The organism is Parviterribacter kavangonensis (genome assembly GCF_056863335.1).
The window spans coordinates 720,822-743,305 of record NZ_JBXPJA010000003.1 but is presented as its reverse complement, the minus strand read 5'-3'; the positions used below and the strand labels follow the sequence as shown (position 1 = coordinate 743,305).

Sequence of the window (22,484 nt, the reverse complement as noted above, 5' to 3'; positions counted from 1 at the left end):
TGTCGGCGCCGCGAGCGGAGCTGGGACGCCCCGAGGAGGAGAGGCTCCGGTCCGCCCGCCGGGCCCGCGACACCGACTGCATAAGACACTATGTCATAACCCGACGTTGTGTTCAAGATTCGGCCGAGGCACTGACCGAGGCGGCGATCAGTCGAGCCGGAAGCCGAGCTTGATCGTGACCTGGAAGTGTGCGACGGCGCCAGCCTCGACGTGGCCGCGGATGGCGACGACCTCGAACCAGTCGATGTGCCGGACCGTCTCGGATGCCTTGCTGACCGCCTTGCGCACCGCGTCGCTGACGTCGCGCTCCGACGAGCCGGTGACCTCGATGCTCTTGTAGATGTGATCGCTCACGGTCTGCTCCCTTGCAGGTGTTGTCCTATGGCACGCGGCCGCGCCCCTCGATCCAGCGGCCGCGTCCGCACTCGAAAGCTGCCGCGGGGCTCACTCATCGTCAGCGACGAGCTCCCAGCCCCGCTCCGTCAGCCGGACACCGCCGTCCTCGCGCGTCAGCACGCCCGCCGCCACGGCAACTTCGAGATCCCGTACGACGCGTGCACGCCGGTCCTCGCCGACGCCGGCCACGTCGTTCGCCTCGCTCGACACCCGGGTGCCTCCCAGCCACGCGAGCACCTCCGCGAGGTACCGGATGCCGAGTGCGTCCTCGGCCGTGAGCCGGCGGTCGACGTCGGCCGCGACGGCGCTCAACCGGTCGGCCTGCGCTTCGCCGGGTTCGTCGCGCAGCGCGTCGCCGAACCCGTCGGCGACTCGCCCGCCGAGCTCGGTGAGGCGCAGCGCGGCGCCCTCGCGTTGGAGCAGACCGCACTCCTTGGCCACGGCGAGGTCCGGAGACAGCGCTTCGGAAGGCGTGTCGTCAGTCTGCTTCACGATCATGCCCTCGGACCACGCGCCGTTACGGCTCATCCAGGCGATGATCTGCCTGATGTAGCTCAACCGAGCGATCTCGGCTCTCAACCGAAGCTTCGGCATGACGTCCTCTGAGAGATGCTCGATGAAGCGTTGCTGGTCATCCCCGGGGGCGTGCAGGATCAGGTCGTCGAACCCGAGGTCGAGGTACTCGCCGATCCGCTCGACGACCTCGTCAGGATCGTCGGACACGATGAATCCCGTGTCGGCGCGGTCGGCACGGGCGTCCGCAACGCGCTCCATCGCCACCGGATCCTCGATCCCTCCCTTCTGCTCCCGCGCCAGAGCCGCCCACCACCGGCACGCTTCCCGCGCGCGGTCAGCATCGCGATCGTAGGAGACCTTGATCTCGATCATGCGCGTGATGCTCGAGGGATCACGGTGCACGGAACGGGCGCCGACCGCAAGCTCGCCCAGGAGCTTCGTGTAGAGCTCCGGGTCCTTGCCGCTCGTGCAGATGAACCCGTCGCCGGCACGACCGGCGAGCCGAGCCGCCAGCGGACCCGACGCGGCCACGTAGATCGGGATGGGCTGCTCAGGACGATCGTAGACCGTGGCCCGCGACACGCGGTAGTAGTCCCCGTCGAAGTCGACGCGCTCCTCCGACCACAGTCGCCGCATCAACTCGATCGCCTCGGCGAGCCGGAGCCGGCGTTCCTTCCCTCCCGGCAAGACGTCGCCGGTGGCGGGCGTCTCGTTGATCGCCTCACCAAAGCCGACGCCCAGGAACATCCGGCCGGGGTTCATCGTCGCGAGGGTCGCATACGACTGAGCGACCATCGACGGGTGACAGCGCGACGTCGGCGTCAGCACGCTGGTCCCAAGCCGCGCTCGGGAACTAGCCTGCCCGAGCGCGGCCAGCCAGTGCACGGCTGCCGGCGCGTGGCCTCCGCGGTGACTCCACGGCCGGAAGTGATCCGACACTGCGACCGAATCCATCCTGCGCTCTTCGGCAGCCAGGGAGAACGCGAGCAACTCCCGCGGGCCGAACTGCTCGGCCGAGGCCTTGTAGCCGATCCGTACCGTCATCTTCGCGAAGGACCCGGTTTCGACTTCGCTGTCAACTCATCACTGGATCTGCGTGCCAATCGCCCGGCAAGGGCCGAGCTGGGCCGACGACGACGCCCGAGGGAGGAGGGTCAGGGTCACGAGCGCCGACGCCGGCCACAGCCGAGCGGTCCAACAGCGGACACTATGTCATAAATCTACGCGTCGTACAACGTTATGGGAGCGGACGCACGAAGCCGGAAGACACGATCGACCTGCGACCGCCCCCAGGAGGCGTCCGCGAGCCGGCTCAGTCAGCAGGGCGTCGAGCGCGGCGCGCGTCATCCGCTCCGTGAGGAGGCCCTCGGGCGGGCCGCCGCGACCGGCGAACGCCGCCCGAGGCGCCTTTGGACCTGCCGGCCGGTGGGCAGCCGGAACTTCGCGCCTCCCGGGGATCCTCCTCGCTTCTCAGGAGACGATCTTCAGCGCACTCGCGTAGGTGCCTCCGAGGCCCGGCTGGATCGCCATGTGCACGTACCCTGCGCCCTCGAGCTGACGGGCGTGCGCGAGGGGTCCGGCGTCGAGGACGCGCAGGCCGGCGCTCTCCGCCAGCTCGCGGACCTTGGCCTTCGCCTCGTCGTCGTCCGACGCGACGAAGACGTCGAGCGGCTGGCCGGACACCTTCCCTTCGACCAGCGACCCGGCGAACGTCGTGTTGAAAGCCTTGACGACCTTCGCACCCGGCGCCTTCGCGGCGATCTCTTGGGCAGCCGAGCCGGCTTCCAGAGCGAGCGGCGCGTAGGTCTCCAGGTCCACCGGGTTGGTGATGTCGACGACCGTCTTGCCGGCGAGCTGGTCGCCGTAGCGGCCGAGCACGTCGTCGACCGCCTGGTACCAGACCGCGAGCACGACCAAGTCGCCCTCGATCGGGTCGCCGACCGCGCCGGCGCGAGTCTTGCCGCCGAGCTCGTCGGCGAGCGCCTGCGCCTTGTCGCGCGAGGTGCCGAGCAGCGTGACGGTGTGGCCACCGGACAGCGCGCGGGTGGCGATCCCGCGCGCCATGTTGCCCGTGCCGATGATGGTGATCTCCATGGGAGATCACGTACCCGGTGGCTCTTGCCGGATGCGTCTCGCGTCAGGCGACTGCGAGCACGAGCGTGTTGCCCGAGGGATCGCGGACCGCCGGGCCGTCCGGCTGGTCCGTCAACCGGTGGCCGTGCTGCTCGAGCCGGTCGCGGACGGTCGCGCGCTCGTCCTCGTTGGGCAGCACGATCGTCGCGTGGCGCAGCGTCGCGCTGCCCTCCGGCGCCGGCCCCGCGCCGCGACTCTCCCAGGCGTTCGCGCCGATGTGGTGGTGGTACCCCCCGGCGGCCAGGAAGGCGGCCTGCCCACCGAGCTGCGCCATGAGCGACATCCCGAGGGCGTCGCGGTAGAAGGTGACGCTCGAGGGCACGTCGGCGACCCTCAGGTGCACGTGCCCCATCACCGTCCCCGCCGGGAGACCGGGGAACTCCGCGGTCCGCGGGTCGTCGAGCTCGCGCAGGAGGTCCTCGACGTCCAGCGGCTCGGTCGTCATGCGCTCGGCGACGAGCCCTTCCCAGTGCGTACGCGGCCGGTCCCAGTAGATCTCGATCCCATGGCCGTCGGGGTCGCGCAGGTAGAGGGCCTCGCTGACGAAGTGGTCCGACATCCCCGTCAGCCGGACGCGGTCGCGGGCGGCGTGGGCCAGCCACGATGCGAGGTCGGCGCGCTCGGGCACGAGCAGCGCGAAGTGGTAGAGACCGGTGAAGCCGTCCGCCGGGCGCGCGCCGGGCACCTCGTCGAGGACGAGCAGCGGGTCGCCGCCGGCGTGAAGCGACGCGCGCCCCTCGCCGAGGTCCGACGCTTCCAGACCGATCGCCTCGCCGTAGTACGCAACCGACCGCTCGAGCTCGGCGACCGTCAGGTGCACGGCGCCAAGCGTCGTCCGTGCGGAGAGCGCGGCTCGAACCGGCTCCTCGGCCGTACCGATCTCCTCCGGGTCGGGGGGACCGCCCATCGGTGACATCCTGCCACGAGACGGAACCAAGCACGGCGGCGTCGCCGCCGTCAGCGAGCGGCTCTTCGCTCTTCGGTCCGCGTGTCGCGCAGCGACCCCGCATGGGCGCGTGCGTCGGGCTCGCGCCGCGCCTTGAGCAGCGACGCGACGACCGTGATGGTCAGGACGACGACGATCACGACGAGCGACGTCCCCGTCGGCACCTCGGGGATGTCGTCGTTGCGCAGGTGGCCGTAGTGCAGGAGCAGCTTGACGCCGATGAAGGCGAGGATCAGCGACAGGCCCGTCGAGAGGTACACGAGCCGGTCGAGCAGACCGGTGACGAGGAAGTACAGCGCGCGGAGGCCGAGCAGCGCGAAGGCGTTGGCGGTGAAGACGATGAACGCCTCCTCGGTCACCCCGAACACCGCCGGGATCGAGTCGAGCGCGAAGAGCAGGTCGGTGCTGGCGATCGCGACGAAGACGAGGAACAGCGGCGTGGCGACCCGGCGGCCGTCCTCCCGGATGAGCAGGCGCCCGTGGGCGTAGTCGTCGGTGAACGGGAGCACCCGCCGCGCCGCGCGCACGACGACGTTGTCCTCGATGTCGGGGTCCTGGTCGCGATGGCGGAAGAGCTGGACCGCCGTGACGACGAGCAGGACGCCGAACACCGCGAACATGAACGAGAAGCTCGAGATGAGCACGGCGCCGAGCGCGATGAAGATCGCCCGCATGACGAGCGCGACGAGGATGCCCAGCGTCAGGACGCGCTGCTGGAACTCGGGCGGCACCGCGAAGGTGCTCATGATCACGACGAACACGAAGAGGTTGTCGATCGACAGGCTCTTCTCGACGACGTAGCCGGCGAAGTACTCCGTCCCGAAGTCCCACCCCGCGACGAACCCGAAGACGACGCCGAACGCCACCGCGACGGCGACGTAGAAGACCGACGCGAACACCGCCTCGCGGAACCCGACCGCGTGCTCGTGGCCGGGCCGTGAGACGAGGAGATCGACGACGAACAGGGCGACGATCACCCCGATGGTCACCGCCCACCCGGCGAAGGTGACGTCGAGCACCCGGGTGGCCTACCCGCGCGGCGGCGGCGCGGTCGGGACGTCCGCGAGAGCGAGAACGCCGGGCAGCTGGATCTGCTTGCCGGCTCGTCGCAAGCGGAATGCGGCGCAGTAGCGGCCGGAGGTCAGCCGAGGAGATCGAACGCGGTGCCGCGCGGGATGAGCAGCAGCGGGCATCCCGCTGACTGCGCCAGCGTCGCGGTCGCGCTTCCGAGCAGGACCGCCAGCTTGGGGCCGTAGCCCCGGGATCCGGCGACGAGCAGGTCGAGGTCCTCGCTCTCGTCGGCGAGCACCTTCGCGGGCTGCCCGTCGACGAAGCGACCGTCGACGTCGACGCCCTCGTCCCGGAGCCGTTCGACGGCCGCCGTGTGCAGCGCGAGCAGGTCGCGCCGCACCGCCGCGTTGACGTTCTCCGATTCGAGCGCGCCCGCGGCGAGGGCGCCGAAGGCGACGCGCTGGTAGGCGGTGACGATCCGCAGCGAGGCGCCCGAGGCGCGGGCCAGCGCCCCGGCGGCTTCGAGGGCGCGCTGCGACTCCTCGGACGCGTCGAAGCCGACCCCGATGCGAACCGGTGCCCGGGGGTCTCGCTCCGCGAAGCCGCAGGTGGCGATCGCGACCGGGCAGGCGGCGCCGGACAACAGGCGCTGTCCCACCCCGCCGATCAGCAGCCGGCCGACCGCTCCGCGCGTCGTCGAGCCGACGACGAGGACGCCGGCGTCCGGCTCCTCCGACAGCCGCTGCAGCTCGCGCGCGGCGAAGTTGCCGGCGATGACGCGCGCGTCGGCCGGATCCAGGCCGACCGACCGGCCGAACTCGAGCAGCGTCGACTGCGCTTCCTCGCGCAGCGCGACCATGTCGGGGTCGTTCGGCGAGCGAAGGGGGTCGTGCGGGAAGACAGTGACGAGCACGACGGGAGCACGGGCGGCCTCCTGGAGGAGCCGCCCGAGAGCGACGACACCGGGCGTCCGCTGCTCGAGGTCGACGGCGACGTAGATCCGTTTCGGCATGGTCGCGTCCTTCCCCCAGAAGCCGACGCCGACTAGGAACTGCGGTCGCGGACCGTCACGAACTATCCCGGCGGCACGACGGTCGTCGTCGTTGGCTCCTCGAGGATGGCCGGGCCACGCACCGTCCCGTGGCATGACCCAGAACGCAGCGATCTCGTCGGCCCTGCCGCTCGCCGAGCCGCTGATGACCGCCGAGCAGGCGGCGGCGCTGTTGTGCGTCCCGCGCGACGCGCCCGAGAGGATTCGAACCTCTGACCTTCGGTTCCGTAGACCGACGCTCTATCCAGCTGAGCTACGGGCGCATGGGTACGGCGGCAAACCAGGGTAGCGCCGAGAAGCGGAGAGGGCGGGATTCGAACCCGCGAACGAGCATTCAGCCCGTTACTCGCTTAGCAGGCGAGTGCCTTCAGCCACTCGGCCACCTCTCCTGGGACCCCGCGAGTGTAGAGGCTCACCGGGCGGGTGTCGCACGAGGCGTCACGACCACCGGGCAGGCCGCTCGGGCCATGACCTCCGCGGCGACGCTTCCCAGGAGGACGGCTCCGACCGGGCCGTACTCGCGGGAGCCGACGACGAGCAGGTCGTCGGCGGACGCCTCGGCCATGAGGACATCTGCGGGGTCGCCCTCGGCCTCGGCGACCTCGGCGTCGAGCGGGCCGGCGGCGGCGCGGGCGCGTTCGCCCTGCGTGAGGCGGCGGCGTTCGATCACCCGGCGGCGGGCCTGCTGGAGAGCGCCCGGGATGTCGGGGACCGCTGGCGGCGGCTCGGCCACCGACATCAGCAGCAGCGGGGCCGAGAAGGCGGCGGCGAGGCGAGCGGCGGTCGCGAGAGCGAGGTCGGCCTCGGGCGTGCCGTCGTAGCCGACGATGACCCGGCGGGGTGCGGCGGCGGAGGTCGTCGGCCCCGCCGGCGGAGACGCGGCGGGATCGCCGGCGGGCGCGGGGATCGCGACGGCGCATGGGGCTCCGTCGATGAGCCTCTGCGCCGTCGAGCCGGGGATCATGCGGCCGACCGCTCCGCGATGGGTGCGGCCGACGACGATCATCGAAGCGTCCCTGTGGAGCGCGAGCTCGTGCAGCCCTCGGACGACGCTGGTCGCCCCGACGGTGACGAGGTCGGCGGCGGGCGCGATCTCCGACGCGGGCGACAGCTCGCGGCGGGCGACGCCCTCGAGGAAGCGCTCCCAGTCGGTGTCGGCGTCGAGGTCGAACTCGTCGCAGCGCCAGACGAACGAGGCGACGAGCTCCGCAGCGCCGGTGGACGCGACCGCGGCGCCGAAGCGCAGCGCGTCGTGGGAGGCGGGGCCGCCGTCGAAGCCGACGATCACCGTGTCGAGCGCGTCGCCCATCGCCGCGCAACCTACCGGCGCGGGGGGCTGACGCCGACGGCGGGCCACATCGGCTCGGGCTCCGAGGCGGCGACCTTGATGCGCGGGTTGCGAGCGATCGCCCCTCCCTCGAGGACGACGACGGGGTCGAGGTCGATCTCGGCGATCTCCGGGTGCGTGTCGGCGAGCGCGGAGACGCGGACGATCAGATCGATGAGCGCTCCGTCGTCCAGCCCATCGAGTCGCAACCCCGCAACCATCGCCCGTGCCTCGCGCGGCGTGACCGGCGTCAGCCGCACGTCGACCTCCCCGTGCCGGCCGACCGCGACAACCGGGCCGAACGACGGATCGAGGGTGATGCCGACGACGACCTCGGCGCCGCCGGCGACATCGCCGGCGGTGGCGATCCCGTAGTCGGCGCAGAGCCTCGCGGCGTCGGCGGCCGAGAGCCACTGCGGCTCGGCGGCGGCGACCTCGGCGAGGAGCGCTCCGGCGTCGTCGGCGCGGACGCCCTCCGGCATCACCGGCTCCTCGCGCGGCTCTTGCAACCATCGTGCGTAGCCGGCCGCGCGAGCCAGCGCGCGGGCGGCGTTCTCGGGGAAGCGGTACGTCGGGAGGACGGGATCGACCTCGCGGGAGAGGGTCACGAGGAGGACCGGCAGTTCCACCCCGGTCCCGGTGATCGCCGCTCCCGCGCCCGGCACGCGGGAGGCGATCGCGATGATCGCGTCCGCGCCGCCCCCCGCAGCGATGTCGCGCACCGCGTCGGCGTAGCGGTCGGCGTCGACGGGGGCGCGCAACGCGACCGACGGCTCCGGCACCTCGAGGCCCGCCGCCGAGCACGCGTCGGCGCAGAGCACTGCCGGTCCACCCGCGTTGGAGACGATCGCCACCCGCGGGCCAAGAGGCAGCGGCGCGCGCTCGAGCACCGCGGCAGCCTCCAGGAGATCGCCGACCGTGCCCACGCGCAGGACGCCCGCCTGGCGGAAGAGCGCGTCGACCGTGACGTCGGCGGCGGCCAGCAGCGCGCCGGTGTGCGACGCGACGACGCGCGCGCCCGCGGGCGTGCGACCGCTCTTGACCGCGACGATCGGCTTGCGCGCGGCGACCCGCCGCGCGATGCGCGCGAAGTTCCGCGGGTTGCCGAACGACTCCAGATGCAGGAGCACGACGTCGGTGTCCTCGTCGTGCTCCCAGTACTGGAGGAAGTCGTTGCCCGACAGGTCCGCCTTGTTGCCGGCGGAGACGAACGACGAGATGCCGACGCCCAGCTCGGCGGCGCGCTCCAGCAGCGCAAGTCCCAGGGCGCCGCTCTGCGTCATCAGCGCCGTCCGCCCCCGCCCGGGCATCAGTGCGCCGGACGTCGCGTTCAGCGCGACCTCCGAAGCGGTGTTCAGCACCCCCAGGCAGTTGGGGCCGACGAGGCGCATCCCGCCCGCACGGCAGACGTCGACCAGACGGCGCTGCGCCTCCGCGCCGAGCTCGCCGATCTCGGCGAACCCCTCCGACAGGACGACGGCCGCCCGCGCGCCCAGCCGTCCCGCCGCGTGGACCGCATCGCAGGCGTCGTCCGGCGGCAGCGACACGACGACCAGGTCGACCTCCGACATCGACTCGAGCCGTCCCACCGACCCGGTGAACCCGCTCGCCCGCAGCCGGTCGAGCACCGCGCCGTCCCCCGCGACCGCCACCGACGACGGCCGCAGCACGCGACCCACCGACGCCGCTGTGGCGACGCTCATCCGCTCCTCGAACGACGCGACCGCCTCGACCGACAGACCGGCGGGCGCCTCGAACACGAGCCCCTCCTCCGTCCATCGCGTCTTGAACGGGAACCCGCTGTGGCGGAAGACGCCGGCCATGCGGAAGTTCCCCTCCATGACGGTCGCGCTCAAGGTCGTCATCCCCTGCGCGCGGGCGAGCTGCGCAAGGTGGGCGAGCAGGGACGTCGCCAACCCGCGGCCGCCCATGTCGTCGGCCGAGGCGAACGCGACCTCCGCCCGTTCCGCGTCCATCCGCGCGAGCTGCGCCAGCGCGACGACCCGGTCGCCATGCAGCGCGATCAGCGCCGTCATCTCGTCCGGCGGGTCCGCCGCCTCCCGCGCGATCCGCCCCAGATCGACCCCGAGCGAGAAGAACCGGAAGTACCGAGAGTCATCGGAGAGCCCCTCGAGGAACGCGACCAACGCGGGCTCGTCGGCCGGCTCGACCGCCCGCACGCGAACGGTCGACCCGTCACGCAGAACGATGTCGACGGGCCGCGGCTGCACGGTCACATCATGAAGAGCGAAGCCACTCGGGCTAGCCTTCCCATCGCCGGGAGGGGTGGCAGAGCGGTCGAATGCACCGGTCTTGAAAACCGGAGACGGGCAACCCCCGTCCGCGGGTTCGAATCCCGCCCCCTCCGCTCGAGGCCTGCTTCGATCCCGTCATGGCCTCCATCGACACGCCAACGCTGCACACGCTCGTCCCGTTCGCGGGCGACCTCGGAATCGCCATCACGCGCGCCGAGAAGGACGGCGTCGAAGTCGAGCTCGCATGGCGCGCGGAGCTGTGCACCGCCGGTGGCGTCATGCACGGCGGCGTCCTCATGTCGGTGGCCGACACGGCGGGCGCCGTGCTCGCGTTCCTCAACCTGCCCGAGGGAGCGAAGGGCACGACGACCGTCGAATCGAAGACGAACCTCCTACGTGCGGTGACGGAGGGAACGACGGTCCGGGCGACCTCGGCGCCGCTTCACCGCGGCCGCACGCTCATCGTCATCGAGACCGAGCTGCGCGCCGGCGAGACGCTCGTCGCGAAGACGACGCAGACTCAGGCCGTCTTGACCTGAAGTTCCCGCCCCCCGTCAGCTCGGCGGGACGAGCACCGCCGTCACGACGATGTGGGCGGTCGCCAGCCCATCCTCGAAGTCCTGCGTGCAGGTGATGGGTTCGCCGAAGCCCGTGCGCTGGCCGTAGGTCTTGCTGAAGTCGAACGGCTCACCTTCCGGGGTTGTGCCCGTGATGTCGAGGCTGAGCAGGATCACCTGGTCGCCGGCGGACGTGAAGCCCGCCGCCGCCTTCGTGCCGCCCGGCCCGAAGACCGTCACGTCGCCGCCCGGACAGCTGAAGACGCCGAAGTCCACGAGCCCGTTGCCGCTCGGCACCGCCGACGCGGACGTGCCGAAGACCGCCAAGAGGGCGCCGATCGAGACGCCGAACACCGCAAGAAACCGTCGCATGGTTCCTCCTTCGGAGCTTGTGCGCCGACGCTACCTGCGGCCGCGACGCGGGGACCGGGGAGACATCCCCGGTCAGGGGGTGATGCGCTCAGGCCGCCGCCGCGACCGCGCGGCACATCAGCTCGACGGCGTCCTTCTCGCTCAACCCCTGCGCGCGCGCCAGGGAGCGCCAGGTGTCGAACCTGACGGCGTGGCCGGCCGCCGCCGTCACGCGCCGGCGCGCCGCCGCGCCGCGCGGCTTGCGCCCGAGGAGGAGCACGTCGCGGGCCGCCTCGAGGTACCCGTCGAACGGCCCGAACAGCTCGCCGACGATCCGTACGACGTCCCGGTCGCGGTAGAGGTTCGCGAGCATCTGCTCGTTGCGGGCGTAGAACCCGTACAGCTCGCCGAGCCCGGACCTCAGCCGCGCGTCCGGGTCGGCGACCGCGCCCCACGCGGCGAGGTCCGGCATTGGGTTCGCCGCCGCCCAGTGGGCCGAGCACGCCCCGAAGATCGCGTCCTCGTCGGCGAAGTGCCGGTAGACGGTCGAGCGCCGGACGCCCGCGTGCTCGGCGATCGCGCTGACGGACGTGCGCGACGGGCCGAGCGTGCCGTGCAGCTCGACGGCGCTCTCGGTGATGCGCCGGCGGGTCTCGGCTTCGAGCTCCGCGCGGCGGGTCTTCCGGTACTGACGCTTTTCGTCGGACATACGTGTCCTGTGGATCTTGACACATGAAGCGGACGGGCGTAGCGTCCGTTCGCGAGACACCACTGTCCCTCCAACTTCCAAGGAGCCACCCGCCATGACCACCTACGCCAAGCCCAAGATCGTCGGCCCCACCGACGGCAAGGCCGGCTCGCTGGGGATGATCGGCGTCCGCTTCATGATCGACGGCCACGAGGCCGACGAGCGATTCTCGCTCGTCGAGCACCCCATGCCTCCACGCGCGCTCGCCGCCCCGCTGCACCGCCACAACCGCGAGGACGAGTACAGCTTCGTCATCGAAGGCCGCATGGGCGCGCTGCTCGGCGACGACGTGGTCGAGGCCGGCCCCGGCGACCTCGTGCACAAGCCGCGCGGTCAGTGGCACACGTTCTGGAACGCCGGCGAGGAGCCCTGCCGGATCCTCGAGATCATCTCCCCCGCCGGCTTCGAGAAGTTCTTCGAGGAGCTCGTCGCGGCGGGCGGCGCGCTCAAGGCGCCCCCGGAGGCCCTCGGGGAGCTCTGCGCCCGCTACGCGCTCGACATGCAGCCGGACACGGTGCCGGACCTGATCAAGCGGTTCGGGCTGCGGATGCCCGCGTGACGATCGCTTCGTGAACCGGCGGCCGGCCGGTGTACCAGTAGGTGAAGTACGTCACCACGCAATCGGCGTCGTCGGCGTCGACCGTTCGCAGGACACGGGCCGCGAGCGACTGAGCGTCGGCATCGATGATCCGGGCGAGCTGGTGCATGGTCACATGGTCGGCCGCGGTTCACGCTCCCAACAGCGACCGGCGGTCCGAAGCGCGCTCTACCGCCGGTCGAACTACTGTGCCCGCCGGTGCGGAGGCGGTCCGAACTCGACGCGCTGCGCGCGCTGGCGGTGCTCATGGTGCTGGCCGGGCACGCGTACCTGCTCGGCGGCACCGCGCCGCCGCACACCAGCCGCGCCGTCGAGGACGTCCTCATCACGAACGGCGGCGCGGGGATCTGGCTGTTCTTCGCGCTCAGCGGGTACCTCATCGGCGCGCCGTTCCTGCGCGCGCTGACCACCGGCGCGCCGCTGCCCTCGATCCGCGGCTACGCGCTGCGCCGCGCGGCGCGGATCCTTCCCGCCTACTGGATCGCGCTGGCGGCGCTGCTGCTGCTCGTCCCCCGGCCGGACCTCGACTGGTGGCAGGTGCCCCTGCACGCATCGTTGCTGCACAACCTCGTCCCCGGCGAGGGCCAGGCGCTCTTCTTCGTCGCGTGGACGCTCGGGATCGAGGCGCTGTTCTACGTCTTCGTCCCCGTCGCGGCGCTGGCGGTGCGGAAGCTCACGCGTGGCCGGCCCATCGCGTCCCGCACGCTGGCGCTCGGCATCGGCGGGCTCTGGCTGGCGAGCATCGCCTACGCGGTCTGGGCCGCGGACGCCTACCCGAACACCGGCCCGTTCACGGCCGTCGAGAACGCCGACGTGTTCCGCCTCTCGCTGCCCGGCCTGCTGTCGGGGTTCTGCCCCGGCCTCCTCGTGGCGACCGGCGTCAGCCTCTTCCCGCGCGCGCGAAGCGCGGCGCTCGTCGCCGCCGCCGCCGTCCTCGCCGCATGCGGGGCCCTGCTCTACACGAGCGACAGCACCGTCGTCTTCGACCTCAGCCGCCAGCCGTGGGCGCTCGCCTCCGGCCTGTTGCTCCTCGTCGCCCTGCGCGGGTTCCGCCACGCGCGCTGGGTGGCGCCGATCGGCTTGATCTCCTACGGCCTCTACCTCTGGCACTACGTCGCGCTGAAGGTCCTGCAGGATCAGGGCGTCGACGTGCAGGCGGGCGCGGTCTCGTGGCCCCTGCGGATCGCGCTGCTGCTGGCGGCGTCGGCGCCGCTGGCGCTGGGCAGCTGGCTGCTCGTCGAGCGGCCGCTGCTGCGCCGCACGTCGGGCTGGTGGGACCGCCGGCGCGCCTGATGCCGCGGATCGCCGTCGACGTCACCGCGCTGCGCGCCTCCCGCGACCTGCGCCTGCTCATGACCGGCAACGCGCTGTCGGGGCTCGGAACGCAGGCCGCGCTCGTCGCGCTGCCGTTCCAGGTCTACACCGAGTCCGGCTCGGCGCTGCTGACCGGCCTGCTCGGCGCGGTCGAGCTCGGCCCGCTCATCCTCATGGCGCTTGTCGGCGGCGCGCTGGCCGACCGCTTCGACCGCCGGCGGATCCTGCTGATCGACCAGGTCGCGCTCATCGCCACGGCGGCCGCGCTGGCCGCCGTCACGCTCGCCGGCGACCCGCCGATCCCGGTGCTCTTCGTCCTCGCCGGCCTGCTCGCCGGGTTCGGCGCGATGCAGAACGTCGCGGAGTCGTCGATCGTCCCGAACCTCGTCGCGCACGAGCACCTGCGCTCCGCGCTGGCGTTCAACTTCGGCCTGTACCAGCTGACGATGGTCGTCGGCCCCGCGCTCGGCGGCCTGCTCATCGCGGGGGCCGGCGTGGCCGCCGCGTACATCGTGGACGCGGGGAGCTGCCTCGCGATGGTGCTCGCCGTCACCGCGATGCGCGCCCAGCTGCCCAAGCGCGCCGACCCCACCGAGACCCACCTGCCCATGCGCCAGTCGATCGGCGAGGGGCTGCGGTTCGTCCGCGGCAACCAGGCGCTGATGGGCTCCTTCGCGATCGACCTCGTCGCGATGACGTTCGGGATGCCGCGCGCGCTCTTCGCCGTGCTCGCCGTCAGCGTCTACGGCGCGGGCGCGGCCGGCACCGGCGTGCTCTACGCCGCCGTCGCGGCGGGGGCGACGGTCGCCGCGCTGACGACGGGCTGGCTCGAGTCGGCGCGGCGGCTCGGCGTCATCGTCGTGTGGGCGGTCGTCGTGTGGGGCGTGGCGATCGCGCTCGCCGGCGTCGTCGCCTCTCTGTGGCCGGCCGCCGCGCTGCTCGCCGTCGCCGGCGCGGCCGACAGCGTCAGCGCCGTGTGCCGCTCGACGATCAACCAGACCGTCACGCCCGACCACCTGCGCGGCCGGATGTCGTCGGTGTTCTCGCTCGTCGTGACGAGCGGCCCGCGGCTCGGCGACATCGAGGCCGGCGGCGTCGCGGCCGCCACCTCGCCGCGCTTCTCGGTCACGTCCGGCGGCCTCGCGTGCGTTGCCCTCGTGGGGGTCGTGGTCATGCTCTTCCCGGCGCTTTGGCGCTACGGAGCCGAAGACGCCGTCGGCTGACTACGCCGAACGCTGATCTTCGGTGAGCGGGGCCTTCTCAACGGGCGTCGCCAGGAGCGTTCGCCACTCCGCTTGCAGTGAGCGGGCAGGCCGGTAGGCTGGCCCCGCGAGCTCACGGATGACGACCGAGGGGGAAGGGTCTGTGGCGCAGCGAGCGGTGGACGCCGTGGATGTGCGTGCCGTGTTCGATGGCAGTGCCGTGCCGATGCTCATCGCCGACGACGATCGGCGGTACGTGGATGCGAACGCAGCAGCGCTGCGCGCGCTGGGGATGTCGAGGGAGCAGCTCCTCCGCAGCCGCATCGACGACTTCTCGAGTCACCCGCCCGCGCACATCGACGACGCGTGGGAGCGCTTCCGGCGCGAGGGCAACGCGACCGGGGTCGTCGACGTGCGATTGCCGTCCGGCCGGCGCGCGGCGTTCGAGTTCGTCTCGGTCGCCGACGTCGGGCCGCACACCCACCTGTCGATCCTCGTGCCCCGCGGCCGGCGCGAGCCGCCCCGCGTGAGGCTGTCGGCGCGTGAGCGCGAGATCCTCGGGCGCGTCGCGGTGGGCCAGGACGGCCCGGAGATCGCCGAGGCGCTCGTGGTCTCCCCCGCGACCGTCCGGACCCACATCGGCAACGCCGTCCGCAAGCTGGGCGCGCGGTCGCGCGCCCACGCCGTCGCGGTCGCGCTGCGCTCAGGCCTGCTGGACGACGCGCAGCTCGACTGAGCCCCCGCCGGACGCGAGCTCGGCCTCGAGCCGCTCCGCCTCCGCGCGGAAGCGGTCGACGTTGCGGAGCTTGATGTGCTCGTAGCCGCGGATGACGTCGGGCAGCCCGGCGATCCGCGCGACCGTCGCGTGCGTCTCGGGGCGCAGCTGCTCGAGCGAGCGGTCGACGAGGTCGGTGTACTCGCCGATGAGCGCGCGCTCGACGCGGCGCACCTTCGGCAGGCCGAAGACGTCGACCGGCGTGCCGCGCAGGCGCCGCATCGCGCGCAGCGTGCGGAACGCGGGGCGGAACCACGGGCCGAGCTTGAGCTTGCGCTTCAGCCCGAGCGCGCGCAGCAGCGGCGGGTGCAGCATGAACCACACCTTCGCGTCGTCGCCGAACTCCTTGCGCAGCTTGACCTGCTCGAGCGTGTCGAGGTGCAGGCGCGCGACCTCGTATTCGTCCTTGTAGGCCATGAGCTTGTAGAGCCCGCGCGCGTACGCCTCGGCGACGGCGGTCTCGCCGGGCGCGCCGCGCTCGGCCTCCGCCCGCGCGACGGACATGACGGCGTCGGCGTACCGCGACGCGTACCGGGCGCTCTGGTAGGCGATCAGCTCGGGCACGCGCACCTCGAGCAGCCGGCGCAGCTCGCCGGTCGCGCCCGTCTCCTCGACGATCCGCAGCGCGTCGCCGGTCAGCTCGGCCTCTTCGGGCGCCGGGTTGAGCACGGCCTCGACGAGCTCCGGTCGGGCGACCGCGGCGCGGCCCCACGCGAACGCGGCGAGGCTCTTCTCGACCGCGGCGCCGTTCAGCCGGATCGCCTGCTCGATGGCCTCTGCCGCGACGGGGAGGCAGCCGTGCTGCCACGCCGCGCCGAGCAGCAGGAGGTTCGTCGGCATGTGGTCGCCGAAGAGGCCCTCCGACAGCGCCTGCGCGTCGAAGAAGACGTTGTCGTCCGCGCGCGTCGCGCGGTTGATCGCGTCGACGTTGCGGCGCTCGGCCGGGAAGCGCACGCCGGTGTCGGTGACCATCTTCGCCGTCGGCACCGCCGCGGTCGACACGACCGCGATCGTCCGCGCCGGGTCGGCGACCATGAGGTTCTTCGGGTTCGCCGCGCCGAGCACGTCGAAGCCGAGCAGCAGGTCGGCCGCGCCCGACGACGCCTTGTTCGACCCCTCGATGCGGTCGCGCGAGATCCGCACGTCGCTGATGACGGGGCCGCCCTTCTGCGCGAGGCCGGTCTGGTCGAGGCCGAACGCGTGCTTGCCGTCCAGCAGCGCCGCCATCTGCACGATCTGCGAGACGGTCACGACGCCGGTGCCTCCGATGCCCGGCATGCGCACGGTGAAGTCGTCCATCGGCACGCGCAGCGAGGGCGACGGGAGGTCGTCGGGCGGCGCGGGCACGTCGTGCTTGGCCTTCGTCCCGGGGACGACGGTGAGGAACGACGGGCAGTCGCCCTTCACGCACGAGTAGTCCTTGTTGCACGACGCCTGGTGGATCTGCGTCTTGCGGCCGAACTCCGTCTCGACCGGCAGCACCGACAGGCAGTTGCTCTTGTCGCCGCAGTCGCCGCAGCCCTCGCACACCCGCTCGTTGATGTGGATGCGCTGGACCGGGTCGGCGATCTTGCCGCGCTTGCGCAGGCGCCGCTTCTCGGCCGCGCAGCCCTGGTCGTGGATGAGGACGGTGACGCCCTTGACCTTCGCCAGCTCGGCCTGCGCCTCGTCGAGCTTCTCGCGCGGCTCGACGCGCGCGATCGGGTCGAGGTCGACGCCGTCGTAGCGCTTGACGTCCTCGGTGGTGATGATCACCTGCTTGACGCCCTCGAGCGCCAGCCAGCGCGTCAGCTCGGGGACCTTCAGCTGCCCGATCACGTCCTGGCCGCCGGTCATCGCGACGGTGTCGTTGTAGAGCAGCTTGTAGGTGACGTTCACGCCCGCCGCGGCGGCGAAGCGGATGGCGAGCGACCCGGAGTGGTGGAACGTGCCGTCGCCGAGGTTCTGCACGAACGGGTGGTCCGTCGCGGTGAACGGCTGCGCGCCGGCGAACTGCGCGCCCTCGCCGCCCATCTGCGTGATGCCGGTGACCTCGCCCTTGCCCTCGGGCGAGAGCAGGACCATCGTGTGGCAGCCGATGCCGACGCCGAGCAGCGTGCCGTCCGGGTTGCCGGTCGACGTGTTGTGCGGGCAGCCGGAGCAGAAGAACGGCGTGCGGGCGAGCGGCACCGGCGCGCGCTGCGTCGCGCTGCGCCGGGCGTGGATGGTCTCGACGCGCGCGCGGACGCCGTCGAGCTGCACGCGCCGCTCGAGCCGCGCCGCGACGGCGAGCGCGATCGTGTCGGCGTCGAGGTCGTTCTCCGGCGGGACGAGCGGGCGGTCGTCCTCGTCGTGCTTGCCGACGATCCGCGGCGCGTCCGCGGTGCCGTAGAGCGCGTCGCGCAGCGCCGTCTCCAGGTAGGGCAGCTTCTCCTCGACGACGAGGACCTCCTCGAGGCCGCGGCCGAGCTCGCGGAACGCGGCGCGGTCGTGCGGGAAGAGCATGCCGACCTTCATGAGCCGCACGCCGGCGTGCTCGAGGTCGCGCTGGCCGAGCCCGAGGTCGCGCAGCGCCTGGACGAGCTCGTAGTAGACCTTGCCCGCCGCGACGATCCCGAGCCACGCGTCGCGCGTCGGGATGCTGATCGGGTTGAGCTGGTTGAGCGCGGCGTACTGGCGCGCGAGCTCGAGGCGCGGGCCGAAGAGCGTCTTCTCGAGCTCGAGCGACGCGGGTGCCAGCAGGTTGCCGTTCGGCACGTGGCGGTACGGCCGGCCCTCGTACTCGACGGTCGGCATGACGGGCACGACGCGCTCGGGCCACACCTGCACGGTGCCGGCGGCGTCGGCGATGTTGGTGACGACCTTCATCGCGCTCCACAGCCCGGAGGCGCGCGAGCACGCGATCGCGTGCAGGCCGAAGTCGAGCACCTCCTGCAGCGTGCCGGGGAAGAACGTCGGCATGTGCAGGCTGGCGAGCGTCGCCTCGCCGGCGCTCGGCAGCGTCGAGCTCTTGCAGCTCGGGTCGTCGCCGACCAGCGCGAGCGCGCCGCCGTTCGGATGCGTCCCGGCGAAGTTCGCGTGGCGCAGCGCGTCCATCGCGCGATCGAGGCCCGGGTTCTTGCCGTACCAGACGCCGACCACGCCGTCGACCGTCGGCTCGGGGAGGTTCATCGCGAGCTGCGAGCCGTAGACGGCGGTCGCCGCGAGCTCCTCGTTGAGGCCCGGCGTGAAGTGGATGCCGTGCTCCTCGGCGAGGCCGCCGAGGCGCAGGATCTCCTTGTCGAGGCCGCCGAGCGGCGAGCCCTGGTAGCCGGAGACGAACGTGCCCGTCTTCAGGCCGTGGGCACGGTCGGCGCGGTGCTGGTCGAGCAGCACGCGGACGAGCGCCTGGATCCCCGACAGGAAGATCGTCCCCTGCTCGAGGACGTACTTGTCCTCCAGCGACGTCTCGGGACGGCTCAGCTTGACCGGGCGCGTTGCGTCTCCGGGCCGGGTCGGCGTCGTCTGCGTCGTCGTCGGCGTCGTGGTCCTGGTCTGCACCCGGGATCTCCCCTTCCCCAATAGGTCAAGCCACCTTACCACGCGACTCGGTGGTCCGCTCCAACTGCCCGAGGTGCTCGTCCATCACCTCGGCGACCTCGTCCGGGTCGCCGCCGCGCAGCGCCTCGAGCGTGCGCTCGTGGATCCCGATCGTCCACTCGGGGACCAGCGGGATGTGCATCGCCATGTCGCGGGCGATCTCGAGCTGGCGGAAGAGCGAGCGCATGAGCGTCTCGACGGTGGGGTTCCCCGCCGCCCGCGCCAGCGCCAGGTGGAACTGGACGTCGAGCTGCAGGAACCGGTCCTCGTCGTTCTGCGTGTACCCGCGGGCGCAGATCTCCCGCATCGCCTCGATCGAACGCGTCAACGCGGCAAGATCGGCGTCGGTCGCGCGCGCGGCGGCGAGCTGCGCGACGCCGGGCTCGATCAGGCGCCGCGCCTCGAGGACCGCGGCGATCTCGCCCAGGCGGCTGCTCGACCGCTGGCGGATGAGCTCGACCGGCACGACGTCGGACGCGACGAACATGCCGCCGCCGGGGCCCCGGCGCACCTCGACGACGCCGGCGTCGACGAGCACGCGCACCGCCTCGCGCAGCGTCGGGCGGCTGATCTCCATGCGCACGGCGAGCTCGCGCTCGCCGGGCAGCTTGTCGCCGATCCGCAGCTCGCCCGCCCGGATGCGGTCGGCGATCTGCTCGGCCGCCTCCTCGAAGGTGCGGCGGGTGCGGACGGGCGTGAACATCCCGCCCGCACCTTACGCCCGGGACCTACCGGAAGCGCACGGCCGACGACCGCGTCAACACCGTGCGCTTCCGGCTGTTCGCACGGACGACGAGCCGGTAGCGGCCCTTGCCCTTCGGCCGGAAGGCCGCCATCGCGCGGCCGTTCCGCACGCGCACCTTCCGGTGACGGACGGTCCGCGAGCCGCGCCGCAGCTCGAGCCGCAGCCGCTTGCCGCGCGCACGGATCACGAAGGCGGCCATGCGGCGCTTGCCGTTGATGCTGATGACGCGCAGCCGCGCCCGGATCCCGCGCTTGGCCTTCGCCTTCGCCTTGGCGGCGGCGGCCGCCCTGGAGGCGTCGACGAGCCGCTGGGCGTCGGCCCGCGTGATCTGGCTGCCGCCCGCGGGGGCGAGGCCGGCGGGGAACGGCTGCTGCGCGGGCGGCAGCTCGGCCTGCACCTCGGCCTCCTTGACCGCGTCGGGGTCGAGGTCGATCGGCGTCCGGCCCTCCATCGCGGCCGCGACGCCGCCGGCGAGGTAGCCCGTGCGCTGGTAGGTGAGGTACGGGATCGCGAGCGAGCCGCTCTTGATCTCGACGTCGCCGCCCGAGTGCGGCGGGTTGTACCAGTCGAGGTCGGCGCCGCTGACGAGCACCGCGACGCGGTGGCCGGGCTGCAGCGTCCAGTCCTCGGGGTAGAGCTCGAACGTGAGCTTCGCGGCGCCCGTGACGACGTGGGCGGCGCGGCTGATCAGCGTCGCCTTGTTGTCGGGCGCGAGGTCGTAGAGCAGCGTGTAGACGTGGGCGCGCGAGGCGCTCGTGTCGACGTCGAGCTTCGCCGTCGGCGTGCCCGCGATGTGCGCCTCGTACGGCAGCGGCTGGCTGACCGACAGCACGCCGTTGCCGGACTGCCCGCTCGTCTCGCCCTCGGCATCGTTGTTCGGCGCGTCGGTCACGGTGCCGGCCTTGAGCGGCATCGCGTACGGCCGCGCGTCGACGGGCGGCCACGCGGTCTCCGCGCGCCACTTGCCGTCGCCCTCCTGCACGGTGACCGCCGGGTCGCCGGCGGGGCTCGCGGCCGGATCGCCCTTGACGTACGTGTCGAGCCAGCGCATCGCCTCGTCGAGGAAGCCGTCGCGGCCGACGACGTCCTTCTCGTTCCCGCGCACGTGGTCGTACTGGCCGAGCCACGCGTGCTTCGGGCCGGTCAGCGTCGACCAGACCGGCAGGAAGTTGTCGGGCTTCGTGTTCGCGTCCATGAAGCCGTGCGACCACAGGACCGGGACGTCCGAGCCGCGGGCGTTCGGCAGGTCGCGCTCCTGCCAGAACGGGTCGTCGTGGTCGAGCGTCGTGTTCTGCGCCCCGATGTTCTGCAGGTAGCAGACGGGGTTGGAGCCCTGCAGGTAGTTGAGGAAGTAGTCCTGGTTGTCGTCGGTCGTCGGCGGGATCGCGTCGATCTGCTGGTAGAGCCCCGGCGTCGCGTACCAGCCCGCGTCGTAGTGGACGCCGTTCTGGTAGAGCGTCCGGTAGCCGTCGATGATCGGCGACTGGATGATCGCGGCGGCGAGGCCCTTGGGCTTCTCGTCGAGCGCCATGACCTGGGTCCAGCCGTCGTAGGACTTGCCCCACATGCCGACCCGGCCGGTCGACCAGGACTGGGTCGCGGCCCACTCGACGGCGCGCTTGACGTCGTTCTGCTCGCCCGTTCCGCCGAAGTCGTTGCAGCCCTGCGAGCCGCCGAAGCCGCGGAGGTCGACGTAGACGACGGTGTAGCCGCGCTCGAAGACCTTGCCGCCCTCGATCATGTCGTCGAAGCGGTTCGAGGGGCGGTCGCTGCTGTCGCCGTTCGGGGTCGACTGGCCGCCGTGGCCGAAGTACGGGCCGATGCTGAGGATCACCGGCGTCGGCGCCGTGTCCGGAAGCCCCTTCGGGCGCAGGACGTCGGCGTGCAGCTGCGGCTCGTCGGGGCCGCCGGCCGGGATGTAGAGCTCCTTCCAGTCCGCACCGTCCGGGACGTCGGCGGCGGCGGTGGTCGGGAGCGAGAGGGAGAGCAGGAGCAGCGCTGCGAGCGCCGCTGAACGCAAGATCCGGGTCACGGTGCCTTCAACGCACCGCTTCCCGGGATCTTGCGTTCGAGGCTGGTTCTCAGCCGGTGAAGCGGATGCCCCGCGACTGCAGGCAGCGCAGGACGGTGACGCGCATCGTCTTCGCCTTGCGCCCGCTGCCCTTGACGAACTCGGCGCGCGCGGACATCCGCAGGACGCTGCCGTACTTCGACGGGTCGACCGACAGCGTGAAGCGCTTGCCGTTGCCCTTCATGCGGCCGACGACGCGGCCGTTGATCGTCAGCGTCACGCGCTTGATGCCCTTGCCCGTGACGACCTGCGTGAAGCGGCGCGAGACGCACTGCTTGCGCTGGTGGATCGCCGCGACGGTGCGGATGCTGACGACGCCCTTGGCGCCGAGGACGCCGCCCGTGGACGGGATGGTCGTGGTGACCGGCTTCTTCGGGGTCTCCGGCTTCGTCGGGGGCTCCGGCGTGACCCCGCACGTGCCGTCGGCGCACGGGTCCGTCGGCGGGACCGGCGGGTTCTTGGGCGGGTCGACCGGCGGGTCCGGCGTGACGGGCGGCGTCGGCGTCGAGGCGCCGCGGCAGAAGTCGACGTGGCTGAGGCCGTAGTACTGGCCGTTCTTCGGGTTGGCCGGCGCGTGCAGGCCGGTGTCGCCCGTCGAGGCGGGGTCGTAGCGGTAGATGTTCGCGTTCGGGCCGCCCTTGACGATCACCACGGCGATCGCGTCGGTGCTGGTCCAGTCGAGGGTGCGGCCGGACACGACGATCGTGCGGCCGGCGAGCGAGGTGGTGCCCTGCGGGACCGGGTCGATCTTCACGGACTTGAGCCCGCTGCCGACGTCGGCGCAGGTGGGGTTGCCCATCACGGCTTCGGGCGTCGTGCCACCGGCGAGGGCCGGGGCGGCGACGGCGAGCGTGGCGGCAAGGGCACTGCACGTCGCGACGATGCCGCGGCGGTACTGCGAAGGCGTCGGGAAAGCCGACATCTGTCCTC

Annotated in this window: 20 protein-coding genes and 3 tRNA genes; 6 read left to right on the top strand and 17 right to left on the bottom strand. The window is 72.4% G+C overall.

Annotation, left to right across the window (positions count from 1 at the left end; all coding sequences use genetic code 11):
• Window positions 1–147: 147 nt before the first annotated feature.
• From AC1UE4_RS23515 to AC1UE4_RS23470, 10 genes are all read right to left on the bottom strand, one after another.
• Window positions 148–354, bottom strand: coding sequence for a dodecin (locus AC1UE4_RS23515; protein WP_482919765.1), 207 nt, complete (start codon window positions 352–354; stop codon window positions 148–150).
• A gap of 90 nt (window positions 355–444) precedes the next feature.
• Window positions 445–1,956, bottom strand: a complete 1,512-nt coding sequence (locus tag AC1UE4_RS23510) for a TIGR03557 family F420-dependent LLM class oxidoreductase (RefSeq protein ID WP_482919764.1) — start codon at window positions 1,954–1,956, stop codon at window positions 445–447.
• Between the two features lie 426 nt (window positions 1,957–2,382).
• Window positions 2,383–3,006, bottom strand: coding sequence for an NADPH-dependent F420 reductase (locus tag AC1UE4_RS23505; protein ID WP_482919763.1), 624 nt, complete (start codon window positions 3,004–3,006; stop codon window positions 2,383–2,385).
• A 43-nt stretch (window positions 3,007–3,049) separates the two neighbouring features.
• On the bottom strand, window positions 3,050–3,952 hold the full coding sequence (locus AC1UE4_RS23500) for a VOC family protein (protein ID WP_482919762.1): 903 nt from the start codon (window positions 3,950–3,952) through the stop codon (window positions 3,050–3,052).
• A gap of 50 nt (window positions 3,953–4,002) precedes the next feature.
• Window positions 4,003–5,010, bottom strand: a complete 1,008-nt coding sequence (locus AC1UE4_RS23495; RefSeq protein WP_482919761.1) for a TerC/Alx family metal homeostasis membrane protein — start codon at window positions 5,008–5,010, stop codon at window positions 4,003–4,005.
• 122 nt (window positions 5,011–5,132) lie between these two features.
• Window positions 5,133–6,014, bottom strand: a complete 882-nt coding sequence (locus AC1UE4_RS23490) for a universal stress protein (RefSeq protein WP_482919760.1) — start codon at window positions 6,012–6,014, stop codon at window positions 5,133–5,135.
• A gap of 228 nt (window positions 6,015–6,242) precedes the next feature.
• A tRNA-Arg gene (locus tag AC1UE4_RS23485) sits at window positions 6,243–6,316 on the bottom strand.
• 36 nt (window positions 6,317–6,352) lie between these two features.
• Window positions 6,353–6,442, bottom strand: a tRNA-Ser gene (locus AC1UE4_RS23480).
• Between the two features lie 23 nt (window positions 6,443–6,465).
• Complete coding sequence (locus tag AC1UE4_RS23475; RefSeq protein WP_482919759.1) at window positions 6,466–7,362, bottom strand: universal stress protein; 897 nt, start codon at window positions 7,360–7,362, stop codon at window positions 6,466–6,468.
• Between the two features lie 11 nt (window positions 7,363–7,373).
• Complete coding sequence (locus AC1UE4_RS23470) at window positions 7,374–9,611, bottom strand: GNAT family N-acetyltransferase (protein WP_482919758.1); 2,238 nt, start codon at window positions 9,609–9,611, stop codon at window positions 7,374–7,376.
• A 49-nt stretch (window positions 9,612–9,660) separates the two neighbouring features.
• Between AC1UE4_RS23470 and AC1UE4_RS23465 the strand changes: the two genes are divergently transcribed.
• Both AC1UE4_RS23465 and AC1UE4_RS23460 read left to right on the top strand, forming a co-directional pair.
• Window positions 9,661–9,748: transfer RNA gene (locus AC1UE4_RS23465), tRNA-Ser, on the top strand.
• Window positions 9,749–9,772: 24 nt separating this feature from the next.
• Window positions 9,773–10,174 carry a PaaI family thioesterase gene (locus AC1UE4_RS23460; RefSeq protein ID WP_482919757.1) on the top strand — a complete coding sequence of 134 codons (402 nt, stop codon included), beginning with the start codon at window positions 9,773–9,775 and terminating at the stop codon, window positions 10,172–10,174.
• A 15-nt stretch (window positions 10,175–10,189) separates the two neighbouring features.
• Here AC1UE4_RS23460 and AC1UE4_RS23455 read toward each other — a convergent pair whose 3' ends face one another.
• Both AC1UE4_RS23455 and AC1UE4_RS23450 read right to left on the bottom strand, forming a co-directional pair.
• Complete coding sequence (locus AC1UE4_RS23455; protein ID WP_482919756.1) at window positions 10,190–10,564, bottom strand: hypothetical protein; 375 nt, start codon at window positions 10,562–10,564, stop codon at window positions 10,190–10,192.
• An 88-nt stretch (window positions 10,565–10,652) separates the two neighbouring features.
• Window positions 10,653–11,252 carry a TetR/AcrR family transcriptional regulator gene (locus AC1UE4_RS23450; protein ID WP_482919755.1) on the bottom strand — a complete coding sequence of 200 codons (600 nt, stop codon included), beginning with the start codon at window positions 11,250–11,252 and terminating at the stop codon, window positions 10,653–10,655.
• Between the two features lie 94 nt (window positions 11,253–11,346).
• On the opposite strand from AC1UE4_RS23450, the gene AC1UE4_RS23445 reads away from it, so the two are divergent.
• Window positions 11,347–11,850, top strand: a complete 504-nt coding sequence (locus tag AC1UE4_RS23445) for a cupin domain-containing protein (RefSeq protein WP_482919754.1) — start codon at window positions 11,347–11,349, stop codon at window positions 11,848–11,850.
• On the opposite strand, the gene AC1UE4_RS23440 is transcribed toward AC1UE4_RS23445, so the two are convergent.
• Window positions 11,819–11,998 (bottom strand): hypothetical protein, encoded by a 180-nt coding sequence (locus AC1UE4_RS23440; RefSeq protein WP_482919753.1) that lies wholly within the window; start codon window positions 11,996–11,998, stop codon window positions 11,819–11,821. The genes AC1UE4_RS23445 and AC1UE4_RS23440 overlap by 32 nt on opposite strands.
• Window positions 11,999–12,087: 89 nt before the next feature.
• Between AC1UE4_RS23440 and AC1UE4_RS23435 the strand changes: the two genes are divergently transcribed.
• From AC1UE4_RS23435 to AC1UE4_RS23425, 3 genes are all read left to right on the top strand, one after another.
• Window positions 12,088–13,182, top strand: a complete 1,095-nt coding sequence (locus AC1UE4_RS23435) for an acyltransferase family protein (protein ID WP_482919752.1) — start codon at window positions 12,088–12,090, stop codon at window positions 13,180–13,182.
• Complete coding sequence (locus AC1UE4_RS23430) at window positions 13,182–14,426, top strand: MFS transporter (RefSeq protein WP_482919751.1); 1,245 nt, start codon at window positions 13,182–13,184, stop codon at window positions 14,424–14,426. Before AC1UE4_RS23435 ends, AC1UE4_RS23430 begins: the two co-directional genes overlap by 1 nt.
• Before the next feature lie 166 nt (window positions 14,427–14,592).
• The gene (locus tag AC1UE4_RS23425) at window positions 14,593–15,141 is read left to right on the top strand and encodes a helix-turn-helix transcriptional regulator (RefSeq protein ID WP_482919750.1); all 549 of its coding nucleotides are present in this window, start codon (window positions 14,593–14,595) and stop codon (window positions 15,139–15,141) included.
• Here AC1UE4_RS23425 and AC1UE4_RS23420 read toward each other — a convergent pair.
• Genes AC1UE4_RS23420 through AC1UE4_RS23405 form a run of 4 tightly spaced genes read right to left on the bottom strand, consistent with a single transcriptional unit; the run spans window position 15,109 to window position 22,476 of the window.
• Complete coding sequence (locus tag AC1UE4_RS23420; RefSeq protein ID WP_482919749.1) at window positions 15,109–18,699, bottom strand: indolepyruvate ferredoxin oxidoreductase family protein; 3,591 nt, start codon at window positions 18,697–18,699, stop codon at window positions 15,109–15,111. The two genes, AC1UE4_RS23425 and AC1UE4_RS23420, sit on opposite strands and share 33 nt — an antisense overlap.
• Before the next feature lie 25 nt (window positions 18,700–18,724).
• Complete coding sequence (locus AC1UE4_RS23415; protein ID WP_482919748.1) at window positions 18,725–19,441, bottom strand: FadR/GntR family transcriptional regulator; 717 nt, start codon at window positions 19,439–19,441, stop codon at window positions 18,725–18,727.
• A 25-nt stretch (window positions 19,442–19,466) separates the two neighbouring features.
• Complete coding sequence (locus tag AC1UE4_RS23410) at window positions 19,467–21,515, bottom strand: CocE/NonD family hydrolase (protein ID WP_482919747.1); 2,049 nt, start codon at window positions 21,513–21,515, stop codon at window positions 19,467–19,469.
• A 49-nt stretch (window positions 21,516–21,564) separates the two neighbouring features.
• A complete protein-coding gene (locus AC1UE4_RS23405; protein WP_482919746.1) occupies window positions 21,565–22,476 on the bottom strand; it encodes a hypothetical protein in 912 nt (303 codons plus the stop codon).
• Window positions 22,477–22,484 lie beyond the last annotated feature (8 nt).